The 17,614-nt window shown below is 41.1% G+C and carries 16 protein-coding genes and 1 pseudogene; 4 read left to right on the plus strand and 13 right to left on the minus strand.

The features are described from left to right. Positions 1–217 (plus strand): annotated as a pseudogene (locus tag F3H01_RS05800) (peptidase dimerization domain-containing protein); the annotation flags it as partial. Here F3H01_RS05800 and dapE read toward each other — a convergent pair. From dapE to ileS, 13 genes are all read right to left on the minus strand, one after another. Further along, positions 205–1,287: a succinyl-diaminopimelate desuccinylase gene (gene dapE / locus F3H01_RS05805; RefSeq protein ID WP_149725154.1), complete on the minus strand. Its 1,083-nt coding sequence runs from the start codon at positions 1,285–1,287 to the stop codon at positions 205–207. The pseudogene F3H01_RS05800 and the gene dapE sit on opposite strands and share 13 nt — an antisense overlap. 8 nt (positions 1,288–1,295) lie before the next feature. After that, a complete protein-coding gene (locus F3H01_RS05810; RefSeq protein WP_223155380.1) occupies positions 1,296–3,035 on the minus strand; it encodes an EAL domain-containing protein in 1,740 nt (579 codons plus the stop codon). A gap of 249 nt (positions 3,036–3,284) precedes the next feature. After that, a complete protein-coding gene (locus tag F3H01_RS05815) occupies positions 3,285–5,489 on the minus strand; it encodes an endonuclease MutS2 (protein WP_149725156.1) in 2,205 nt (734 codons plus the stop codon). Further along, positions 5,486–5,830, minus strand: a complete 345-nt coding sequence (locus tag F3H01_RS05820) for a hypothetical protein (RefSeq protein WP_149725157.1) — start codon at positions 5,828–5,830, stop codon at positions 5,486–5,488. The genes F3H01_RS05815 and F3H01_RS05820 overlap by 4 nt, the downstream gene beginning before the upstream one ends. Then, positions 5,824–6,141, minus strand: coding sequence for a hypothetical protein (locus F3H01_RS05825; RefSeq protein WP_107686722.1), 318 nt, complete (start codon positions 6,139–6,141; stop codon positions 5,824–5,826). The genes F3H01_RS05820 and F3H01_RS05825 overlap by 7 nt, the downstream gene beginning before the upstream one ends. Next, positions 6,141–7,448 (minus strand): UDP-N-acetylmuramate--L-alanine ligase, encoded by a 1,308-nt coding sequence (gene murC / locus F3H01_RS05830; protein ID WP_149725222.1) that lies wholly within the window; start codon positions 7,446–7,448, stop codon positions 6,141–6,143. Before murC ends, F3H01_RS05825 begins: the two co-directional genes overlap by 1 nt. Positions 7,449–7,533: 85 nt before the next feature. Next, a complete protein-coding gene (locus tag F3H01_RS05835) occupies positions 7,534–7,887 on the minus strand; it encodes an MmcQ/YjbR family DNA-binding protein (protein WP_149725158.1) in 354 nt (117 codons plus the stop codon). 119 nt (positions 7,888–8,006) lie between these two features. Continuing rightward, positions 8,007–8,801, minus strand: a complete 795-nt coding sequence (locus F3H01_RS05840; RefSeq protein ID WP_149725223.1) for a carbon-nitrogen hydrolase family protein — start codon at positions 8,799–8,801, stop codon at positions 8,007–8,009. Continuing rightward, the gene (xseB, locus tag F3H01_RS05845) at positions 8,794–8,985 is read right to left on the minus strand and encodes an exodeoxyribonuclease VII small subunit (RefSeq protein WP_004317712.1); all 192 of its coding nucleotides are present in this window, start codon (positions 8,983–8,985) and stop codon (positions 8,794–8,796) included. The genes F3H01_RS05840 and xseB overlap by 8 nt, the downstream gene beginning before the upstream one ends. Positions 8,986–8,988: 3 nt before the next feature. After that, positions 8,989–10,095, minus strand: a complete 1,107-nt coding sequence (gene metX, locus F3H01_RS05850) for a homoserine O-acetyltransferase MetX (protein WP_149725159.1) — start codon at positions 10,093–10,095, stop codon at positions 8,989–8,991. After that, positions 10,095–11,543: an IMP dehydrogenase gene (gene guaB, locus F3H01_RS05855; protein ID WP_149725160.1), complete on the minus strand. Its 1,449-nt coding sequence runs from the start codon at positions 11,541–11,543 to the stop codon at positions 10,095–10,097. Before guaB ends, metX begins: the two co-directional genes overlap by 1 nt. 4 nt (positions 11,544–11,547) lie before the next feature. Then, positions 11,548–12,906, minus strand: coding sequence for an Asp-tRNA(Asn)/Glu-tRNA(Gln) amidotransferase subunit GatA (gatA, locus tag F3H01_RS05860; protein WP_149725161.1), 1,359 nt, complete (start codon positions 12,904–12,906; stop codon positions 11,548–11,550). 99 nt (positions 12,907–13,005) lie between these two features. Beyond that, entirely contained in the window at positions 13,006–15,762 is a 2,757-nt protein-coding gene (gene ileS / locus F3H01_RS05865; RefSeq protein WP_149725162.1) for an isoleucine--tRNA ligase, read from the minus strand. 95 nt (positions 15,763–15,857) lie between these two features. On the opposite strand from ileS, the gene F3H01_RS05870 reads away from it, so the two are divergent. The 3 genes from F3H01_RS05870 (at position 15,858) to F3H01_RS09205 (ending at position 17,552) form a co-directional block, all read left to right on the plus strand. After that, on the plus strand, positions 15,858–16,955 hold the full coding sequence (locus tag F3H01_RS05870; RefSeq protein WP_149725163.1) for a CinA family protein: 1,098 nt from the start codon (positions 15,858–15,860) through the stop codon (positions 16,953–16,955). Between the two features lie 180 nt (positions 16,956–17,135). Continuing rightward, positions 17,136–17,258 carry a hypothetical protein gene (locus F3H01_RS09570; RefSeq protein WP_262483515.1) on the plus strand — a complete coding sequence of 41 codons (123 nt, stop codon included), beginning with the start codon at positions 17,136–17,138 and terminating at the stop codon, positions 17,256–17,258. Between the two features lie 156 nt (positions 17,259–17,414). Continuing rightward, complete coding sequence (locus F3H01_RS09205) at positions 17,415–17,552, plus strand: hypothetical protein (RefSeq protein WP_188116357.1); 138 nt, start codon at positions 17,415–17,417, stop codon at positions 17,550–17,552. Positions 17,553–17,614 lie beyond the last annotated feature (62 nt).

Raw genomic sequence — 17,614 nt, forward strand, 5'->3', positions numbered from 1 at the left:
ACGCGAAATAAATGATTTGCCAAAATTTTGCGTAGTGGCTGAGCCAACTTGCGATAAAGAATTTGGTGATAGCATAAAAGTTGGCAGACGTGGCTCGATAAATGGCAAGATCGTGATAAAGGGTGTTCAAGGGCATGTGGCATATCCTGAAAAGTGTGTAAATCCGGTAAATTTGATAGCTCCACTTTTAAATAAGATAGCTGATCACGATATGGACGCTTTAAAAATTTCATAAAGTTTATTTACCTCATCAACACTAACTCGCTCGTTTTTAGCGTGTATGCGGTCGTTTATGACGCCAAATTCTATCGCATCTACACCAAAGCTAGCAAAGTGCCTTGCATCGCTAGTGCCGCCTTTTGTGTTTAAAAGTGGCGTGACTCGGGTGATCTTTGTGACAGAAGCTATTAAATTTTTTACGATTTTGCTATCTTTGTTTGTTAAAAATCTCTTTGAGCTTTGTTTTATACTAAGCTCGTAATCAAGCCCCTTTAAAACGTCTCTAAGATAGCCCTCAACGTCATTTACGTCAGTTAAATTTGAGTTTCTCACATTAAACATTATGCTAAGCTCACTTGGTGTGACGTTACAAACTTGCATACCACCTCTGATATCAGTTACCACGATCTTGCTTGGACTAAAAAATTCGCTCCCAGCGTCCATATCGTGATCAGCTATCTTATTTAAAAGTGGAGCTATCAAATTTACCGGATTTACACACTTTTCAGGATATGCCACATGCCCTTGAACACCCTTTATCACGATCTTGCCATTTATCGAGCCACGTCTGCCAACTTTTATGCTATCACCAAATTCTTTATCGCAAGTTGGCTCAGCCACTACGCAAAATTTTGGCAAATCATTTATTTCGCGTAAATATTCAAGTGCTAAAGGCGTACCATATGTGCCATCGCCCTCTTCGTCGCTTGTTAATACGAGGCTTAGCTTGCCATCAAATTTCGCATCTTTAGCAGCACAAACAAAAGCAGCCACGCCACTTTTCATATCCTGTGCACCTCTTGCGTAGATGTAGCCATCTTTTTCTAGCGGGGTAAATGGTTCACTCTGCCAGCCATCTCCTGGAGGCACGACATCAACATGCCCTGCAAAAGCTAGATGCTCGCCATCTCCATAAATTTTAGAAAGTATGAGATTTTTTGTGCCATTTTTTTCTATAAATTTCGCCTCAAAATCAGGCAAAAATTTAGCGATAAGTTCTAAGCTTCCAGCATCATTAGGTGTGATAGAGCGAAAGCTTAAAAGCTCTTTTAAAAAGCTAATTACCACTAAGTGCCTTATGAGCCGGCACGCTCTGGTGCACCAAAATAAAAGCCCTGGAACTCATCTACGCCGATCTCTTTACAGATTTCAAATATCTCTTTTGAATGCACATATTCAGCAATAGTTTTTATACCAAGGTCTTTTGCAAATGCCACGATCGCACTTGCGATAGAGTGTGAATCTTTATTTATGTCTATATCTTTTATAATAGAGCCATCGATCTTCACGTAGTCAGGCTTGATCTTTATAATGTAAGAAAAATTTGAATATCCTGAGCCAAAATCATCAATAGCAATTTTTGCGCCCATGCTTTTTACACGCTCAATAAAATTTGAAACTCTCTCTAAATTTTTAAGCTCTTCATCTTCAACGATCTCAAACACTACTCTACCAGCAACATTGTGCTTGTTCAATAAATTTAAAACAAGTGAGCTAACATCACCATCAATCATATCTCTGCTGCTTAAATTTATAGAAAGTACTAAATTCTTATCCTCTACAAGCTGCTTAAAACACTTTTTAATGAGTTGTTTCTCAAGATCAGCATAACGTTTAATGCGCTTTGAGATATCTAAAAAGACATTTGGTGATATAACATCGCCTCTATCTAAAAGTCTTATCAAACATTCATATTTTACAGGTACCTTTTGATCATTAACTATCGGCTGAAAATAAGGAACAATATTGTTATTTATAGTGGCGTATTGTATCAGTTTAGAGCGTTCTATTTGAGTTGCGTATTCCTCTTTTTGATTTAGCCCTTTGAAATAACAAACATAGTCTTTATCTTGCTCTTTTGCTGTTTTTAATGCTATTGTTGCTTTTCTTAGTGTTTGGTCACTATCAAGAGCAAAGCCTATTGTACTATGTATCTCGATACCTTCTATCTCTCTACCATCTTCATCGACTATACTTAGCATACGACCTTTAAAAATTTCTATCAAATCTTCAACCATATCTTCATATCTATCGATAAAGCTATCGCTATCTTCTACTAGAGCAAACCTATCTGCTTCTATACAGTAAGCCTTCATATTCTCATCTTTGGCAAATTCACTGATCAAATCAGCCATCTTTACCAAAATCTGATCACATGCAAATTTACCGTAAAAGTCATTCATCTTACCAAAATCGTCAATATCTATAAGCACTACTTTAGGATTTTCATAGCTATTAATATCACGCACCAATGCTGTTTTATTTAAAAGTCCAGTCATTGGATCTATATAAAGCTTTTCTCCAAGCTCTTCTATCTGTTTTTTAGCATCTGTTTTTAATGCGTTATAGTTATTTTTTTCTTTTATGTACTTGACCGCATACCATATACAAGTAGACAAAGCAACTATTGCGCCAACGAGGCTTAAGATGAATGTTAAGGCCATATTATTTAAAAGCCACTCAAAAAAGTACTCATCATGCGTACCAGTAATACGTTGATCAACCTTTCCTTTAAAGCCTAATATATACTCTCCGACCGGTACAAACATACAAACTTGAGCAGCATTTTCTGGCAAAATTTTTGCCCAAAAATAATCTTTTTGGAAATTATGAGCAAAGATGTTTCCACAGCTTTTGTCGTTAAATTCTTGATTTATTATTCTTTTATCTGAAGACGCTACGACCTTGTATCCATTTTTATTATCATCCTTTAATAAAAGGACATCACCCATAGCACTATCGTTAATGTAAGATTGGAAATTTGCGACATCATATTTGCTGACATTTTTGAAATAATCAACATATTGATATGTCAAATAATCAACTTTCTTTCGAAGATTAAAACCATTTTCAGCAGAAGCATTATTAAATTTAAAATAAAAAACTGCCAGGTTTTCGACTAAAAAAATACTTCCCAAAACAAACACTAAACCTATAATCGTTTTAGTGATGTTTAGATTTTTGCCCGTTTGCTCGTCCTTGTTACTCAAAAGTTACTTCCCTTATTTTGTGTACTTACCCTGATTATATCAGCCTTAAAATAAATTTTAACTTTTAGGAAGAAGTTAAAGCCTGACTATTTTAGCTCCATATCCGCCTTGATTTGCCGGTGCATCAAAAAACTCTTTCACGCTTGGATGCTCTTTTAAGAAATTTTTGACAGCAAAGGCAAGCTTACCAGTGCCGATGCCGTGAAATACGCTAACCTCATCAAATCCCATAACAAGACTATCTGAGATAAATTTATCAAGTTTTGCTATCGCCTCGTCAGCTCTCATGCCGTGCAGATCAATCGAGAGTGAGGCCGTTTTTGGCTTATCGACACTTAAACTCACGCCACCTTTTTTAGGCAAAACAACTTCATTGCCATTTTTTCTTAAAAGCTCTAGTGGCACGCGTAAATTTATGCCATTTGACTCGATCATCGCATCGTTTTTAGAGATGCTTAAAACCGTGCCTTTTATATTTTCATACTTCACTCTATCGCCTACTTTTAGGCTCTCGCGCTCAGTTTTCTTAGGCTTAACGATGGCAGCTTTTTTCTCATTTGCCACGTTTAGCGCTCTTTGCTTGTCTTTAATGTCCTTGAAATTTATAACAGCTTTTGCCGCATTTATTGCTTCAAAATACTCTTTTTCCAGACGTGAAATAGTCGCATTTAGCTTGATCTCGTTTTTTTCTTTTAGCTCTTTTTGCTCCTCAAGCAAGCGCTCCAGCCGCTCCTCTTTTGTCGTGACCTCTTTTATCCCCTCATCAAGCTTAGTTTGTAAATTTAGCGTCTTTGTGATGATCTCGTTTAAATTCTCTTTATCTTCGCCATAAATTTTCTTTGCCTGAGCCACTAAATTTTGAGATATGCCGTATCTTGCCGCCGTTTCAAAGGCGTAAGACTTGCCGATCGTGCCCTTCAAAAACTCAAATTTTGGCCTTTGAACCACCTCGTCGTAAAGTGCCGCCACTAGCTCAACCTCTTTGTTTTTAGCTAGCAACATCGCAAGGCGCTTGTGGTGGGTCGTGATGATCATTTTGATATCTTGAGTGATAAGGCGCTCTATCATGACGCCATACAAGCTCGCAGCCTCCTCAAAGTCGGTACCAAGCTCGATCTCGTCGATGCCTATGATGATCGATTTTTTAGTAAAAAGCTTTGCAAAATGCACCATCCTGCCAGCAAAGGTCGAGATGTCGTTTTTCACGCTTTGCGGATCTTCTATGATCGCGTCAAATTCTTTAAAAGAGCCGATCGTTGAGCGGTTTGCATCGATACGCATAGGCAGCAGATACTTTGCAAGTAGCGTGGCTGAGATGATCGATTTTAAAAGCATCGACTTACCGCCAGCATTTACGCCAGTTATTAAAAGCACTTTTTTACTAAAATCCACACTCACGCTTTTTGGGTTTTTTAGCGCTGGATGGGCAAAATTCTCAAGCCTGATGACGTGCGAGCTGTTTGGTAAAACAAACTCATAGTCACGCGATCTAGCCAAATTTACACGAGCTTGATATGCGTCAAACTGATCAAAAGCGTTATTTATAAATTTCAAAAAAAGCAGGCTCTTGCTCATCTGCAAGCTAAATTTCTTACAGTGCTCAAAAATGATCTCCTCTTTTCTATCAAGTAGCTCGCTTTGCTCCTTTTTTAGGCGCTCGGTGCTTGCAGGAGCGACGTAGAAGTAGCCGCCCGAGCTTCTAGCGATCACGGTGCCTTTTAGGGCGTGATTAAAACCTCCACGCACCAAAAGTGCCTCTTGCGAGTTGATGTAGTGCGTCTGAGTATCGACTAGATAGGGCGTGATGTGCTTTGAGTAGATGAGCTTTTTAAGCTCGGCATCGATCTGGCGCTTTTTCTCGCTAAAAGCCTGCTTTATCGCGTAAAATCTCTCATCCACACTGTCGCTAAACTCGCCGTTTTCATCAAAGCTGTTTGCCATCTGGCTCATCGCTTCAGGGATTTCTACCTTTGCGATCCACTCGCCAAGCCTACCTTCAAATTTTTGCTTTTTTAGATACGAAAAATACTTAATAATCTTTGCAAACTCGTAAATTTCACTGATGTGAAGCACCGCTTGCTTGCTAAGTCTCATAAGTGCGTCATCTAGGTTTTTTATCTCGCCTGGTGCCTTGAAGTCATACTTTGAAAGCTCGTTTATGTTTTCAAAGTGGATTTTGCTATCGCCTTGTAAAAATAGCGGTTTTTGCCTTGCTAAAAAGGAGTTAAATTTATCCAGATACTCACCTAGATCGAGCTTTAAAAATATCTCTTCAGTCATTGCTCGCAACTTTTTATAGGCACGATAACGCCTGAGAGATCGCTAAATTCTCTTTTAGCTAAAAATGACGCCGTGCCAAATTCGTAGTTAAATTTCTCAGCGCTCACGTTGTATTCGCCGCATTTTAGTGTTTTGCCCTGCTTAAAATCGCTAACTAGCTTTGAGATGGCATCCTCGTTTTTTGATAAATTCTCTTCGTAAAAATAGACGCAAATAAGGATCACTACAAGCACCGCACTAACGAGCGCTTTTATGCCTTTGCTGATCTTTTCATCTTTTATCGCCCAGATCGCTCCAAAAAGCACGATCAAGCCAGCGATTAGGATCAAATTTCTTACCATTTCACGCCTTTATACTTTGCAATGAGCTCTTTGTAAAGCTCAGCATGAGGTTCGATCTTTTCTAAAATTTCAGCCTTAACCTCGCTGATATCTTGCTTTTCAACCAGCAAGCAAATAGCCATATACGGGGCATTTGGCAGCATCTCTTTTATCTGAGTGCTGCTTAGCTTTTGCGACCTTGCAAGAGCGATCAAGATATCTTTTTTGCCTAAATTTATAAGGCTTGAAATTTCATCCTCGCTTAACTCTTTTTCATTTATCTCTTTTAAAATTTCATTTTCATCTTGAGGCTTGAAAGTGCTTAGATCCATTAGTACCCGCCTCTTAGCTGCACGCTGATATCGCCCGCTCCAAAGCCAACTACGATGCCGTCACTTAGGCGGTTTTTCACGCCAAATTCATCTGTAAATTCTATCCCCTCTTCAACCCTCTCGACCTTATCGGTAAAGATCGGGTTATACTCGCTAAACTCGCTCTTCATATCAACTTCGATCGGACTTTCTCCAGCTGCATATACTGGCAAGATGACAAGCTCATCAACACCCTTAAAGCACTCTTTAAAGCCAGCTAAATTTGTGCTAAGTCTTGTGTAGCGGTGTGGCTGAAATATCGCTGTGACGCTGTTTATGCCTAAAATTTTGGCGTATTCAAAGACTGATTTTAACGTCGCTTTTATCTCAGTTGGATGGTGCGCGTAGTCGTCGATTAGGACGAAATTTTTGTTTGCACTAAGTATGTCAAAACGCTTTTTGATGCCTTTAAAATTTAGTAAATTTTCTCTGATGTCTTTTAGCGGCGTCTCGTGCATCGCAGCAAGGATGGCTAAAGATGCGTCTATGGCGATGTGCTCGCCCATGCCAAAGGCTTCAAATTTGCCTAAATTTTTAAGATTAAAGCTGGTATATGGCTGATAGTCTCTTACCACCATCGTAAGCTCGGTGATATCACTGCTTGGATAAAGCCTGATCGCATCAAGCTTAAGCGTGCTTAAAAACTCGTCCTCAGCGTTTATCACCCTAACTTTCGCGCGCTCCAAAAAACCCTTGTAAGCTGCGTAAAATTTAGCTAGATCGTAGTCGTAGTGCTCCATGTGCTCTGGCTCTGCGTTTGTGACGATGGCTAGATATGGGTTTGAGTTTAGAAAGCTAGAATCGCTCTCATCAGCTTCAAATACGACGTTGTCGCTTTTTGCGTAGCGCATATTTGAGCCAAACTGCTTTGAGATGGCGCCGATGATGACTGAGCCTTCAATGAGGCTTGCTAGCATCGCTGAAGTCGTGCTCTTACCGTGTGCGCCAGCAACTGCGAAAACGCACTTATCTTCAAGCACGTAAGGCAAAATTTCTTTTCTTGAAAAGCACTTTATGCCCTTTCTTCTGGCCTCCACTAGCTCGATGTTGTCCTCTTTTATCGCGGCTGAATAGACCACAAAATCTTGGTCTTTTATCGCCTCTTTGCAGTGTGGCGTGATGACCTCGATGCCTTCATCTTTTAGTTCAAGCGTCGTCTTGCTCTCTTTGATGTCGCTGCCGCTTATCTTGTGGCCCTTTTCGTGTAAAAATCTAGCGATGGCTGAGATACCAATGCCGCCGATGCCTATGAAATGGACTTTTTTGATCTCGTTGTTTAACTCTTGCAAATTTTATCCTTAAATTTTTTGTGATTTTAACAAAAACTACTAAATTTAAGGCTGAAAATGGCTTTTATTTGCTTAAGCTAAAGCTTTCATCTATCAGGTCAAAAACGGTTTTTTGTGAGATTTTGGAGTTTAAATTTACGCTTATCCAGTGCTTTTTATTCATATGATATGCTTTAAAAATTTGCCTCTCATCAACTAGCACCATGGCTAGATCTGGGCTACATTTTAGATTTAAAACCTCTATCATCTCGTCACTTTCAAGACCAAGCTTGCTAGCGCTTAGCTGCATAAGTAGCGCAAACCACTTCTCATTTTTCTTATGACGAAATACACTAAAATTTGGATATTTTGGGAAAATTTGCTCGCCTAAAATGTTAAATTTCTCTTTTATATATTTTTCAATCTCGCTTCGTTTCAAATTTCACTCCAAAATTCCTTTAAAGAGCGCTCATTCTCGTAGTCGTAATGTCACATTACCCAACTCGTAATCGTGATAACTTTTGCTAAATTTGCTCTTTTCTACCTAGGCATAGCGTTTTATCTTTTAAATTTCGCCTCTATCTGCATAAAACCCCAAGTACTTCTAGCATCGCTAAGCTCCTTTTTGCTAAGCTCATCTATCATCATCTCTTCATTTTTTCCGAGCCTATTTTTAACTTCGCCAAACGGATTAATAAGCATCGAATCGCCATAAAAACTCCACTGCTCGTCGTCACTTTTGTGGCTTCCTACGCGGTTTACGCGCAGCACGTAGACGTTGTTTGTAAAGGCTCTAACCTTTAAAAGCTCCTCCCAGCGCGCCTGCGAGAAAAATGTACAAGCCGTTGGCACGAGCACGATATCGACCTTCTTAGCGCTCATATAGGCCCAGCACACATCAAAGTGCGCCTCATAGCCAAACATGACGCCAACCTTAAATTTATCATATGTAAAGACAGGCAAATTTAGCTCATCGCTTGTGTTATTAAAGAATTTCGCCTCATTCCAGTGAGCGTAAGGCATTAGAATTTGCTGATCATATAGCTTTACTTGTGTTGAGGTAAATTTAGCTAGACTTTTAAAAATTTCCTTGCCTTTTAAATTTACAATGGGTGCAACGATATTTAGATCATACTTTTTTGCCATTGCAAAAAGAGCCTCTTTTTTGCGCTCGCTTTGCTCTTTTATAAGGCTTTTTGGCATGCTAATGAGCTCTTTAAAGAAGCTATTTAGCACATATTCACCAAGGACAACTAGCCTTGCATTTTCGTCCGCACAAATTTTTAGATAATAATCAAGCCTTGCCTCGCTCAAAGGTTGCGTTGGTAGCTGAAGAGCACAAATTCTACTCATCATCCACCTGCTTTATGCTAAGTTTTGCGTTTTCTAAAATTTCTCTTGCTTCATTTAAGAGCTTTTTGCCCTGCTCGTGCAGCTTTATGCTATTTTCTAAGCTCACATCATCTTTGTTTAGATCGTTTAAAATTTTATCAGCTAGGGCTAATTTCTCTTCAAAACTTTGCTCTTTTTGCTCCATTTTCTATCCTTTTAATATATTTTTTATATATCCATCAAATTTTTCTATCTCGACCAAAAAGGCGTCATGGCCGTAGTTGCTATCTATCTCTACAAAATTTGTCTTTGCGCCTCTGCCCATCTCGCAAAGTGCGTCATAAATTTCTCTCATGCAGCTTGGCGGAAAGAGTAAATCGCCTTTGAAAGCGATTAGATGCAGATTTGCTTTGATCGGCGCAAGGGCGTCTTTTAGGCTATCGTAGTGCCTTGTGCAGTCAAAGATATTCATCATCTTTACGATGTATAGGTAGCTTAGCGGGTCAAACCTCTTTGGGAAGTTATAGCCGTTATACTCCATATAGCGATCGACCTGAAAATGTCCAAAAAGATCGTAAAGGCCGTCAGTTTCGACGTAGTTGCGTCCAAATTTTTTATCCATGCTATCAGGGCTTAAAAAGCTGATGTGCCCTGCCATCCTGCCGTAAGCCATACCTTTTAGCCCATTTTTTCTTATAAATTCCACGTCATATTCGCCGTTTTTGAAATTTTCATCGTTTAAAATGGCTTCGATGGCTATTTTATTAAACGCTATCGCCCAAGGCTTTGTCTGATAGGTGCTTGCAAGCATTATGATATCTTGCGCAAATTCTGGAAACTCGATAGCGTAGCAAAGTGCCTGCATACCGCCAAGACTGCCGCCTATCACGGCTCTTGCCCTCGTGATGCCAAGCTCGCTAAATAGCCTCATCTGCGCCTTTACCACGTCGCTTATGGCAAGGACTGGGAAATTTAGCCTATACTCTTTGCCACTACTTCTATCAACGCTTAGCGGCGAGGTCGAGCCAAAGCACGAGCCTAAGATATTTACGCAAATAACGTAAAATTTATCGGTATCAACCGCCTTTTTGCTGCCTATTAGCCCGTCCCACCAGCCAGCTTTCTCATCTCCTGCGTATGTGCCAGCAGCGTGGTGTGAGCCAGTTAGGGCGTGACAGATTACGATAACGTTGCTTTTATCAGCATTTAGCGTGCCGTAAGTCTCATAAATAAGCTTGAAATTTGATAGCATACGGCCACTCTCAAGATAGAGTGGCTCGTTAAATTTAATAGTTCTAGTTTGCAGGTTTAACACTAATTAACTTTGTAGTTTGGTGCCTCGTGAGTGATAACTACGTCGTGGACGTGGCTCTCTTTTAGTCCTGCGCTTGTTATCTCGACAAATTCAGCTCTTTCTTGAAGAGTTGGGATATCTTTTGCGCCGACATAGCCCATAGCGCTTCTTAGGCCACCTATTAGCTGATGGATCACATCTTTTATGCTACCAGCAAATGGCACACGGCCTTCGATACCTTCAGGCACTAGCTTGTCTTGAGCGGTGCCCTCTTGAAAGTAGCGGTCTGAACTGCCCTTTGTCATAGCGCCTATTGAGCCCATGCCACGATATACTTTATACTGGCGACCTTGGAATGTTATAAGCTCGCCTGGGCTCTCCTCGCAACCTGCAAGTAAGCTACCTGCCATAACGCAAGCTGCACCTGCTGCAAGGGCTTTTGCCACGTCGCCTGAGTATTTTAGTCCGCCGTCAGCGATAACTGGGATACCATATTTCGCTGCTTCGCTTGCACAGTCGTCAATCGCTGAAATTTGAGGCACGCCAACGCCAGCAACGATCCTTGTGGTGCAAATAGATCCTGGTCCGATACCCACTTTTATGCCGTCAGCTCCTGCTTCTGCTAGGTCTTTTACGGCTGCTGGGTTTGCGATATTGCCAGCTACGACATCAACTTTAAAATTTGCTTTTACCTCTTTTAAAGTGTCGATGATGCCCTTTGAGTGGCCGTGAGCTGAGTCGATGACGATGACATCTACGCCAGCATCAACAAGAGCTTTAGCACGGTCAAGCTGACCCACACCAATAGCTGCAGCCACGCGAAGTCTGCCGTAGCTATCTTTGTTTGCGTTTGGATACTCTTTACGTTTTTTTAGATCTTTTATGGTGATAAGTCCGTCAAGTCTGCCGTCTTTATCGACGATAGGTAGCTTCTCAACTCTGTTTTGAGAGAAAATTTTCTCCGCATCATCAAGAGTGCAGCCCTTTGGCGCAGTGATAAGCGGTGCTTTTGTCATGCGGTCTTTTACCAAAGTGCTCATATTTGTCTCAAATCTCAAATCGCGGTTTGTTAAAATTCCTATTAGTTTACGGTCTTTGTCGATGACTGGAACGCCTGAAATATGAAGATCTGACATAAGGCTTAGAGCTTCAGCCACGGTCGCTTCTGGATTTATAAAGATAGGATCGATGATGACGCCACTTTCGCTTTTTTTGACGCGTTTGACCTCTTTTGCTTGGCTTTCGACGTCCATATTTTTGTGGATGACGCCGATACCGCCCAGCCTTGCCATCATGATAGCAGTTCTATGCTCAGTCACCGTATCCATCGCAGCAGAGACGATCGGGATATTTAGCGTGACGTTTTTGCTGATCCTGGTTTTTACATCAACTTGCTTTGGCAAAATTTCAGAGTATTGCGGCACAAGAAGCACATCCTCAAATGTTAAAGCTCTCTTTACTATCTTCATATTTTTATCCTTTTATTAAATTTTCTAGGCTCTTAGCACCATTTATCAAGGTCTGTTCGTCCCACGCTTTTGCGATGAGCTGGGCGCTCACGTTTAAATTTTGATCATCTTTGCCAACTGGCACAGAGATAGCTGGTAGGCCTGCTAAATTTACGCTGATCGTGTAGATGTCGCTTAGATAGGCTTGAAGCGGATCACTGTGTGCTCCAAATTTATAAGCTGTGCTTGGAGCAACTGGCATGAAGATAAGGTCATTTTCTTCTAAAATTTTCTCGTATTGAGCTTTTATATGCGCTCTTGCTTTTTGCGCTTTGATGTAGTAAGCATCGTAATATCCGCTACTTAATACAAACGTACCAAGCAAAATTCTTCTTTTTACCTCTTCACCAAAGCCTTCAGAGCGTGAGTTTATATATAGCTCTTTTAAATTTCTAGCATCTGCGCGTCTGCCGTATCTTACGCCATCGTAGCGGCTTAAATTTGCGCTTGCCTCTGCGGTTGCTATTATGTAGTAGGTTGCGACGTCGTATTTTGAGTCTTCAAAATTTGTGTAAGTTACGCTATGACCGTGTGATTTTAGCTTCTCGATCGCTAAATTTAAAGCAGCTTTTGTCTGCTCGCTTGCATTTTCGACGTAGTTTTTGATAACACAAATTTTTAGCTTTTTATTGCCATCTATCTTGTCGCTCACGCTCACAAACGGCACATCTGCGCTCGTGCTATCTTTTGGATCGTGTCCAGCGATCGCGTCATATAAAATGGCTGCATCTTCTACGTTTTGAGCGATAGGTCCTATTTGATCAAGGCTGCTTGAGTAGGCGCCAAGGCCATATCTGCTCACTCTGCCGTAAGTTGGCTTAAGCCCTACGCATCCGCAAAATGCTGCTGGCTGGCGGATCGAGCCACCAGTGTCGCTACCAAGTGCGGCTACTGCAAGGCCGGCTGCGACTGCTGCTGCTGAGCCACCGCTACTGCCACCTGGGACGTGAGCGTGATTTAGTGGGTTTAGTGTTTTGCCGTAAAATGAGCTCTCAGTCGTGCTTCCCATCGCAAATTCGTCCATATTTGTGCGGCCAAATGGAGCTAAATTTTTGCTAAGTAGCTTCTCGATAACGGTTGCATTATATGGTGCTACGTAGCCTTGTAAAATTTTAGAAGCGCACGTGACACTCCAGCCTTCTACTTGGATGTTGTCTTTTATAGCGATAGGCACGCCCTCGCCTAGTTTTGCGATCTCTAAATTTGCTAGCTGCTCGACATAAGCGCCAAGCTCTTTTTCTTTTATGATCTTTGCCTCAAGCTCGGCTCTTAAATTTTTTATCTCTTCAGCTGAAAATTTCAAAGCTTCTTTTAAAGTTACCACTATTTTTATCCTTTAAATTTATTAACCAAAAATATGCCAAACAAGCTAGCAACGACCACCGCAGCGATCGTTGCTATTATGATAGTTGCGCTTACTGGCTCACTTAGCACTTATGACCTCTTCGCATCTTGGGCATAGCGCATCTTCTTTGCTAGCGTTAAATTTCCAGCATCTTGGGCATTTGTGAAGGTTGCTTGCTATGATCTTAAATTTATCGCCCTCAAGCTCAAACTCAGCTAACGGCTCGCTATCATCATAAGCTTTAACCGAGCTTACCATGTAAAGATCAGCCACTTCGCGCTCGTCGTAGCTTGTGATGTTGTGGTTTGTGGTCTCTAGGCTTAGCTCTAGAGTTGATTTTATCTTTTTGTCCTTCTTAAGAATATCCACGATCTCGTTAAATTTCTCCCTGCTAGCAAAAAGCAGCTCATCTTCGAAGCTAAGGTCAAATTTGATTGGCTCATAGACTAGGTCAAACGCGTCTTTTGCCTCGCCTTTGATGATCTTTGGAGCATAGTCCATCACCTCATCAACGGTGTAAGTAAGCGTTGGGGCGATGAGTGGCAAAAGTGCCTTTGTGATGATAGCCATTGCGCTTTGAGCTGATCTTCTTCTTGGGGCGTCTTTTGCGTCGCAGTAAAGTCTATCTTTACAAACGTCAAGATAGACGCCACTAAGATCGGCTGATAAGAAATTTAAAAGGATGTTAAAGCCCTTTGAAAAGTCATAATTTCTAAAGCAAGCGCTCGCCTCGTCAAAGACCTTTTTAGCACGTGCTAATATCCACTTATCAAGGATGTTAAACTCTGTATTTAAGCTTTCAAGATCATTTACGTTTGCTAGTAAAAAGCGTATAGTGTTGCGTATTTTGCGGTATTGCTCGCTTATTTGTTTTAATATATCTTCGCTTATTTTTAGGTCGCTTGAATAATCACTCATGCCAACCCAAAGGCGTAAAATTTCCACGCCGTGAGTCTTAGCCACGTCTTGTGGAGCGATGACGTTGCCCTTACTTTTGCTCATCTTCTCGCCCTTAGCATCGACTGTAAAGCCGTGAGTTAGGATGCTCTCATAAGGTGCGTGAGAATTTATAGCTGTGCTTACTAGAATCGAGCTTTGAAACCAGCCGCGGTGCTGATCTGAGCCCTCTAGATACATGCTTGCAGGGTATTTGCCAGCGTCGTAGTTGTCGCTTTGCAAGACCGCATGCCACGTCGAGCCGCTATCAAACCAAACGTCAAGGATGTCCATCACTTTTTCTAAATTTTCAGACTTGTATTTTGTGCCCTTTGGTAAAAGCTCGTCTATGCTTAGCGCCCACCACGCATCAGCGCCTTTTTCTTTAAAGATAGCCACGATGTGGTCTAAAATTTCACTATCAAATATAACTTCTTTTGTCGCTTTATCTCTGAAAAACGCGATAGGCACGCCCCAGTCACGCTGACGAGAGATGCACCAGTCTGGGCGATTTTCTATCATCGAGCCTATTCTTTTTATGCCTACGCTTGGGTAAAATTTAACCTTTTCAAGCTCTTTTAGCGCTGTTTGTCTAAGCGTTTTGCCACCTAGTTTAGCCTCGTCCATAGCAATAAACCACTGCTTTGTGGCTCTATAAATGACAGGTTTGTGCGTTCTCCAGCAGAATGGATAAGAGTGTCTAAATTTAGAGACGCTAAGCAAGCTTTTGCCAAGTAGCTCTAAAATTTTCTCATTTGCTTTAAAGATGTGCATACCGACAAACTCATCTACCACGTCGCTTCTAAATAGCTCATGATGTTTTATGCTCTCATCGTAGCAGCCTCCATCATCAACCGGCATCAAAATTTCGCTAAAGCCATATTTCAAACAAACGTAGTAGTCGTCCTCGCCGTGACCTGGAGCTGTATGAACAAGTCCAGTACCCCCGTCCATCATGACGTGATCGCCTAGTAAAAATTTAGACTTTCTGCCGTTTAGTGGATTTATCGCGTGGGTATTTTCAAGCAGGCTTGATTTAAACTCTTTTTTGATCTCGCCCTTGCTTAGGCCACTTTGCACAACGCTTTCAAGTAGTGGCTTTGCAAAGATCAAATTTTCAGCCGTTAGCACATAAATTTCATCTGGTTTTAGGCTTATGGCTTGATTTGCTGGAAGTGTCCAAGGCGTAGTTGTCCAGATGACTGCGCTTGCCTCTTTTACGCCAAGCTTTTCTAGCGCATCGCCATCAAGACCAAATGCTACGTAAATAGAGTAGTCCTCTTTTTCCTCATACTCAACCTCAGCCTCAGCCAGCGCTGATCTAGCCGCCCAGCTCCAATAAACCGGCTTGCTTCTTTCAACCAAAAGCCCCTTTTTAGCGATCTCGCAAAGTGCCTTGTAGATGTCAGCCTCAAACTCAAATTTCATCGTCATGTATGGATTTTCAAAGTCGCCGATGATGCCAAGGCTCTTAAACTCGTCACGCTGGATATCTATAAATTCTCTCGCATGCTGCCTGCAAAGCTCCCTGATCTCGACTTTGCTAAGCTCTTTTTTCTTATCGCCAAGCTTAACTTCTACTTGCTGCTCGATCGGCAAACCATGGCAGTCCCAACCTGGTACGTAGCGAACGTTTTCGCCGTAAAAATAGTGCGTTTTTGTGATGATATCTTTTAAAATTTTATTTAACGCGTGGCCGATGTGAAGGTGTCCGTTTGCATACGGAGGGCCGTCGTGGATGTTGAAGCTTTTAGCCGCATTTTGGCGGTTTTTCTTCATTTTTTCATAAACCTTGCGCTCTTCGTACCATGATTTTAGTCTTTGTGGTTCATTTTGTGGGAGATTTCCACGCATCGGGAAATTTGTCTCTGGGAGTAAAAGTGTCTCTTTGTAGTCCATTTTTTACCTTGATTTTAAAATTTGCTAATTTTACACCTGTGCTGGTTAAATCACACTGAAAAATAGTATAATGAGGCAAAAAAAGGAGCTTAAAAATGAGACAAAGTATCTTGATAATAGGCGAAGATCTTGAGATAAATAGAGAATTTCTAAACTACATTTTTCAAAGTTACGAGGATCATTTTGGCGAGCTTGGAGTGGTTAGTTTTGCTCCAAAAAATAGCAAAGAGCTACCTTTTATCATCGAAAATTTATCAAAAGATTACGACTTTGTAAGCATTTTTGGCTCGGATGAAAATTTTGCCATCGCTGCAAAGATCGTAGCGACGCTAACTGGGGGCTCGCTCGAGCTAAAAGATAGCACGACACTTGCGCTTAAAGATAGCTTAGACTACTCTAAAAACAGCTTTTTAACCAGCCTAAATAACGCTCAGATAAATCTCATAAAAGCTAATCCAAATGAAGAGCTAGGCGAGTTTCTTACCGAGTATGAGCCTGATTTTAGCTACTTTCATCTAATAGACATCGACGCTGATAGCGCTAAGATCCTTATGCTGCCACTTGCTAAAACTTATGATGTCGATATCACTCTTGCGCAGATCCTGCCAAATTTGATACTAGTAAGGGCAAAAAGTAATAAATTTGGCCAGATCGAGAGCTTTTTACAAGGTGTAAAAACGCTATTTTCGCAAAAATTTATCCCGCAAAAAGACGTGATCGAATTTGTAGCAAAGAGACTCATACAAAAGGGGCTTAAAATTTCATTTGCCGAGTCTTGCACGGCTGGGCTTGCGGCGGCGAAATTTGCAAGATATGGAGGCGTCTCAACTAGCTTTGATGGCTCGCTAGTAACCTACGCAAATCACATAAAGCACGAGTGGCTGGGCGTTGAGGATGAAATTTTAGATACTTACGGAGCTGTGAGCGAGCCTTGCGTAAAAGCGATGGTAAAAGGCACTCTAAGCACGACAAATGCGGACTTTGCGCTTGCTATTAGCGGTATAGCTGGACCAGGTGGGGGCACGGCTAGCAAGCCAGTTGGCACAGTCTACGTCGCAGCTGGCGATAGAAACGGCAACATCGAGGTTGAGAGGTTACTTTTAAAAGGAGATCGCAACTACGTTAGAGAGCAAAGCGTACTAAGCGTCTATCTGTGCTTGCTTCGTCTAAAAAGTGAGATATTTTTTGCTTAAAAATTTGTCTTTAAAATCTTGAGTGAAATTTAGCCAGCCAAAAATTTTTATACCAAAAGATCTAAAAGCCAAATTTAGGAAGCTAAAAATATTTAAAAAGATATTGTTGCTCGCCATTTCTTAGTTATTTGTATTTGCACCAAGATGTAGCCGGACGAAACAAAAGCAAGTAACTCGCCTTTGGATACATTGGCGCAAAATTTTAGCGGATATGCCTATAAAGAGAGTAAAGAAGTCATCACAAAAGATAGACAAGTGCTCATAAAATACGCGACTATGTCATCTATGCGGATGACCTCATAGACCTTAGCGAAGGTAATATCCCGCAAAATAGCAAGAGCGAGGGTTAGATAAATTTATAAGCGAGATTAGCAGTGGTGAGTTTAACTCTTATGCCAAATTTATACAAGCTTACGTTAGCCTCATGCCGTGCAAATTTAGTAAGCCATAAGTGTATTTTTGAAAGCGGAAAATAAAGCTTTTAAAAAGGGTAGTGTTTGCAAAAAACTAGACAAATCGCTATTTAAGCTGCCGTATAAATTTGATCTCATTTCAGCCTCAAACATCCAAAACGAGGTAAATAAAATGCAGACATAGGCAAAACTAGCCATTAATAAAATTTTTGCCAAAAACCCTAAGCTAGACAAGCTGCTTGGAGT

It is taken from the genome of Campylobacter concisus, from assembly GCF_902460875.1.
Taxonomy (GTDB): Bacteria; Campylobacterota; Campylobacteria; order Campylobacterales; family Campylobacteraceae; genus Campylobacter_A; species Campylobacter_A concisus_AA.

What these genes read in the sequence shown, in the direction of transcription:
- F3H01_RS05815 (WP_149725156.1), bottom strand. Translation starts at nt 5,489, where the DNA reads ATGACTGAAGAGATATTTTTAAAGCTCGATCTAGGTGAGTATCTGGAT.
- F3H01_RS05820 (WP_149725157.1), bottom strand. Translation starts at nt 5,830, where the DNA reads ATGGTAAGAAATTTGATCCTAATCGCTGGCTTGATCGTGCTTTTTGGA.
- F3H01_RS05825 (WP_107686722.1), bottom strand. Translation starts at nt 6,141, where the DNA reads ATGGATCTAAGCACTTTCAAGCCTCAAGATGAAAATGAAATTTTAAAA.
- F3H01_RS05840 (WP_149725223.1), bottom strand. Translation starts at nt 8,801, where the DNA reads ATGAGTAGAATTTGTGCTCTTCAGCTACCAACGCAACCTTTGAGCGAG.
- xseB (WP_004317712.1), bottom strand. Translation starts at nt 8,985, where the DNA reads ATGGAGCAAAAAGAGCAAAGTTTTGAAGAGAAATTAGCCCTAGCTGAT.
- guaB (WP_149725160.1), bottom strand. Translation starts at nt 11,543, where the DNA reads ATGAAGATAGTAAAGAGAGCTTTAACATTTGAGGATGTGCTTCTTGTG.
- ileS (WP_149725162.1), bottom strand. Translation starts at nt 15,762, where the DNA reads ATGGACTACAAAGAGACACTTTTACTCCCAGAGACAAATTTCCCGATG.
- F3H01_RS05870 (WP_149725163.1), top strand. Translation starts at nt 15,858, where the DNA reads ATGAGACAAAGTATCTTGATAATAGGCGAAGATCTTGAGATAAATAGA.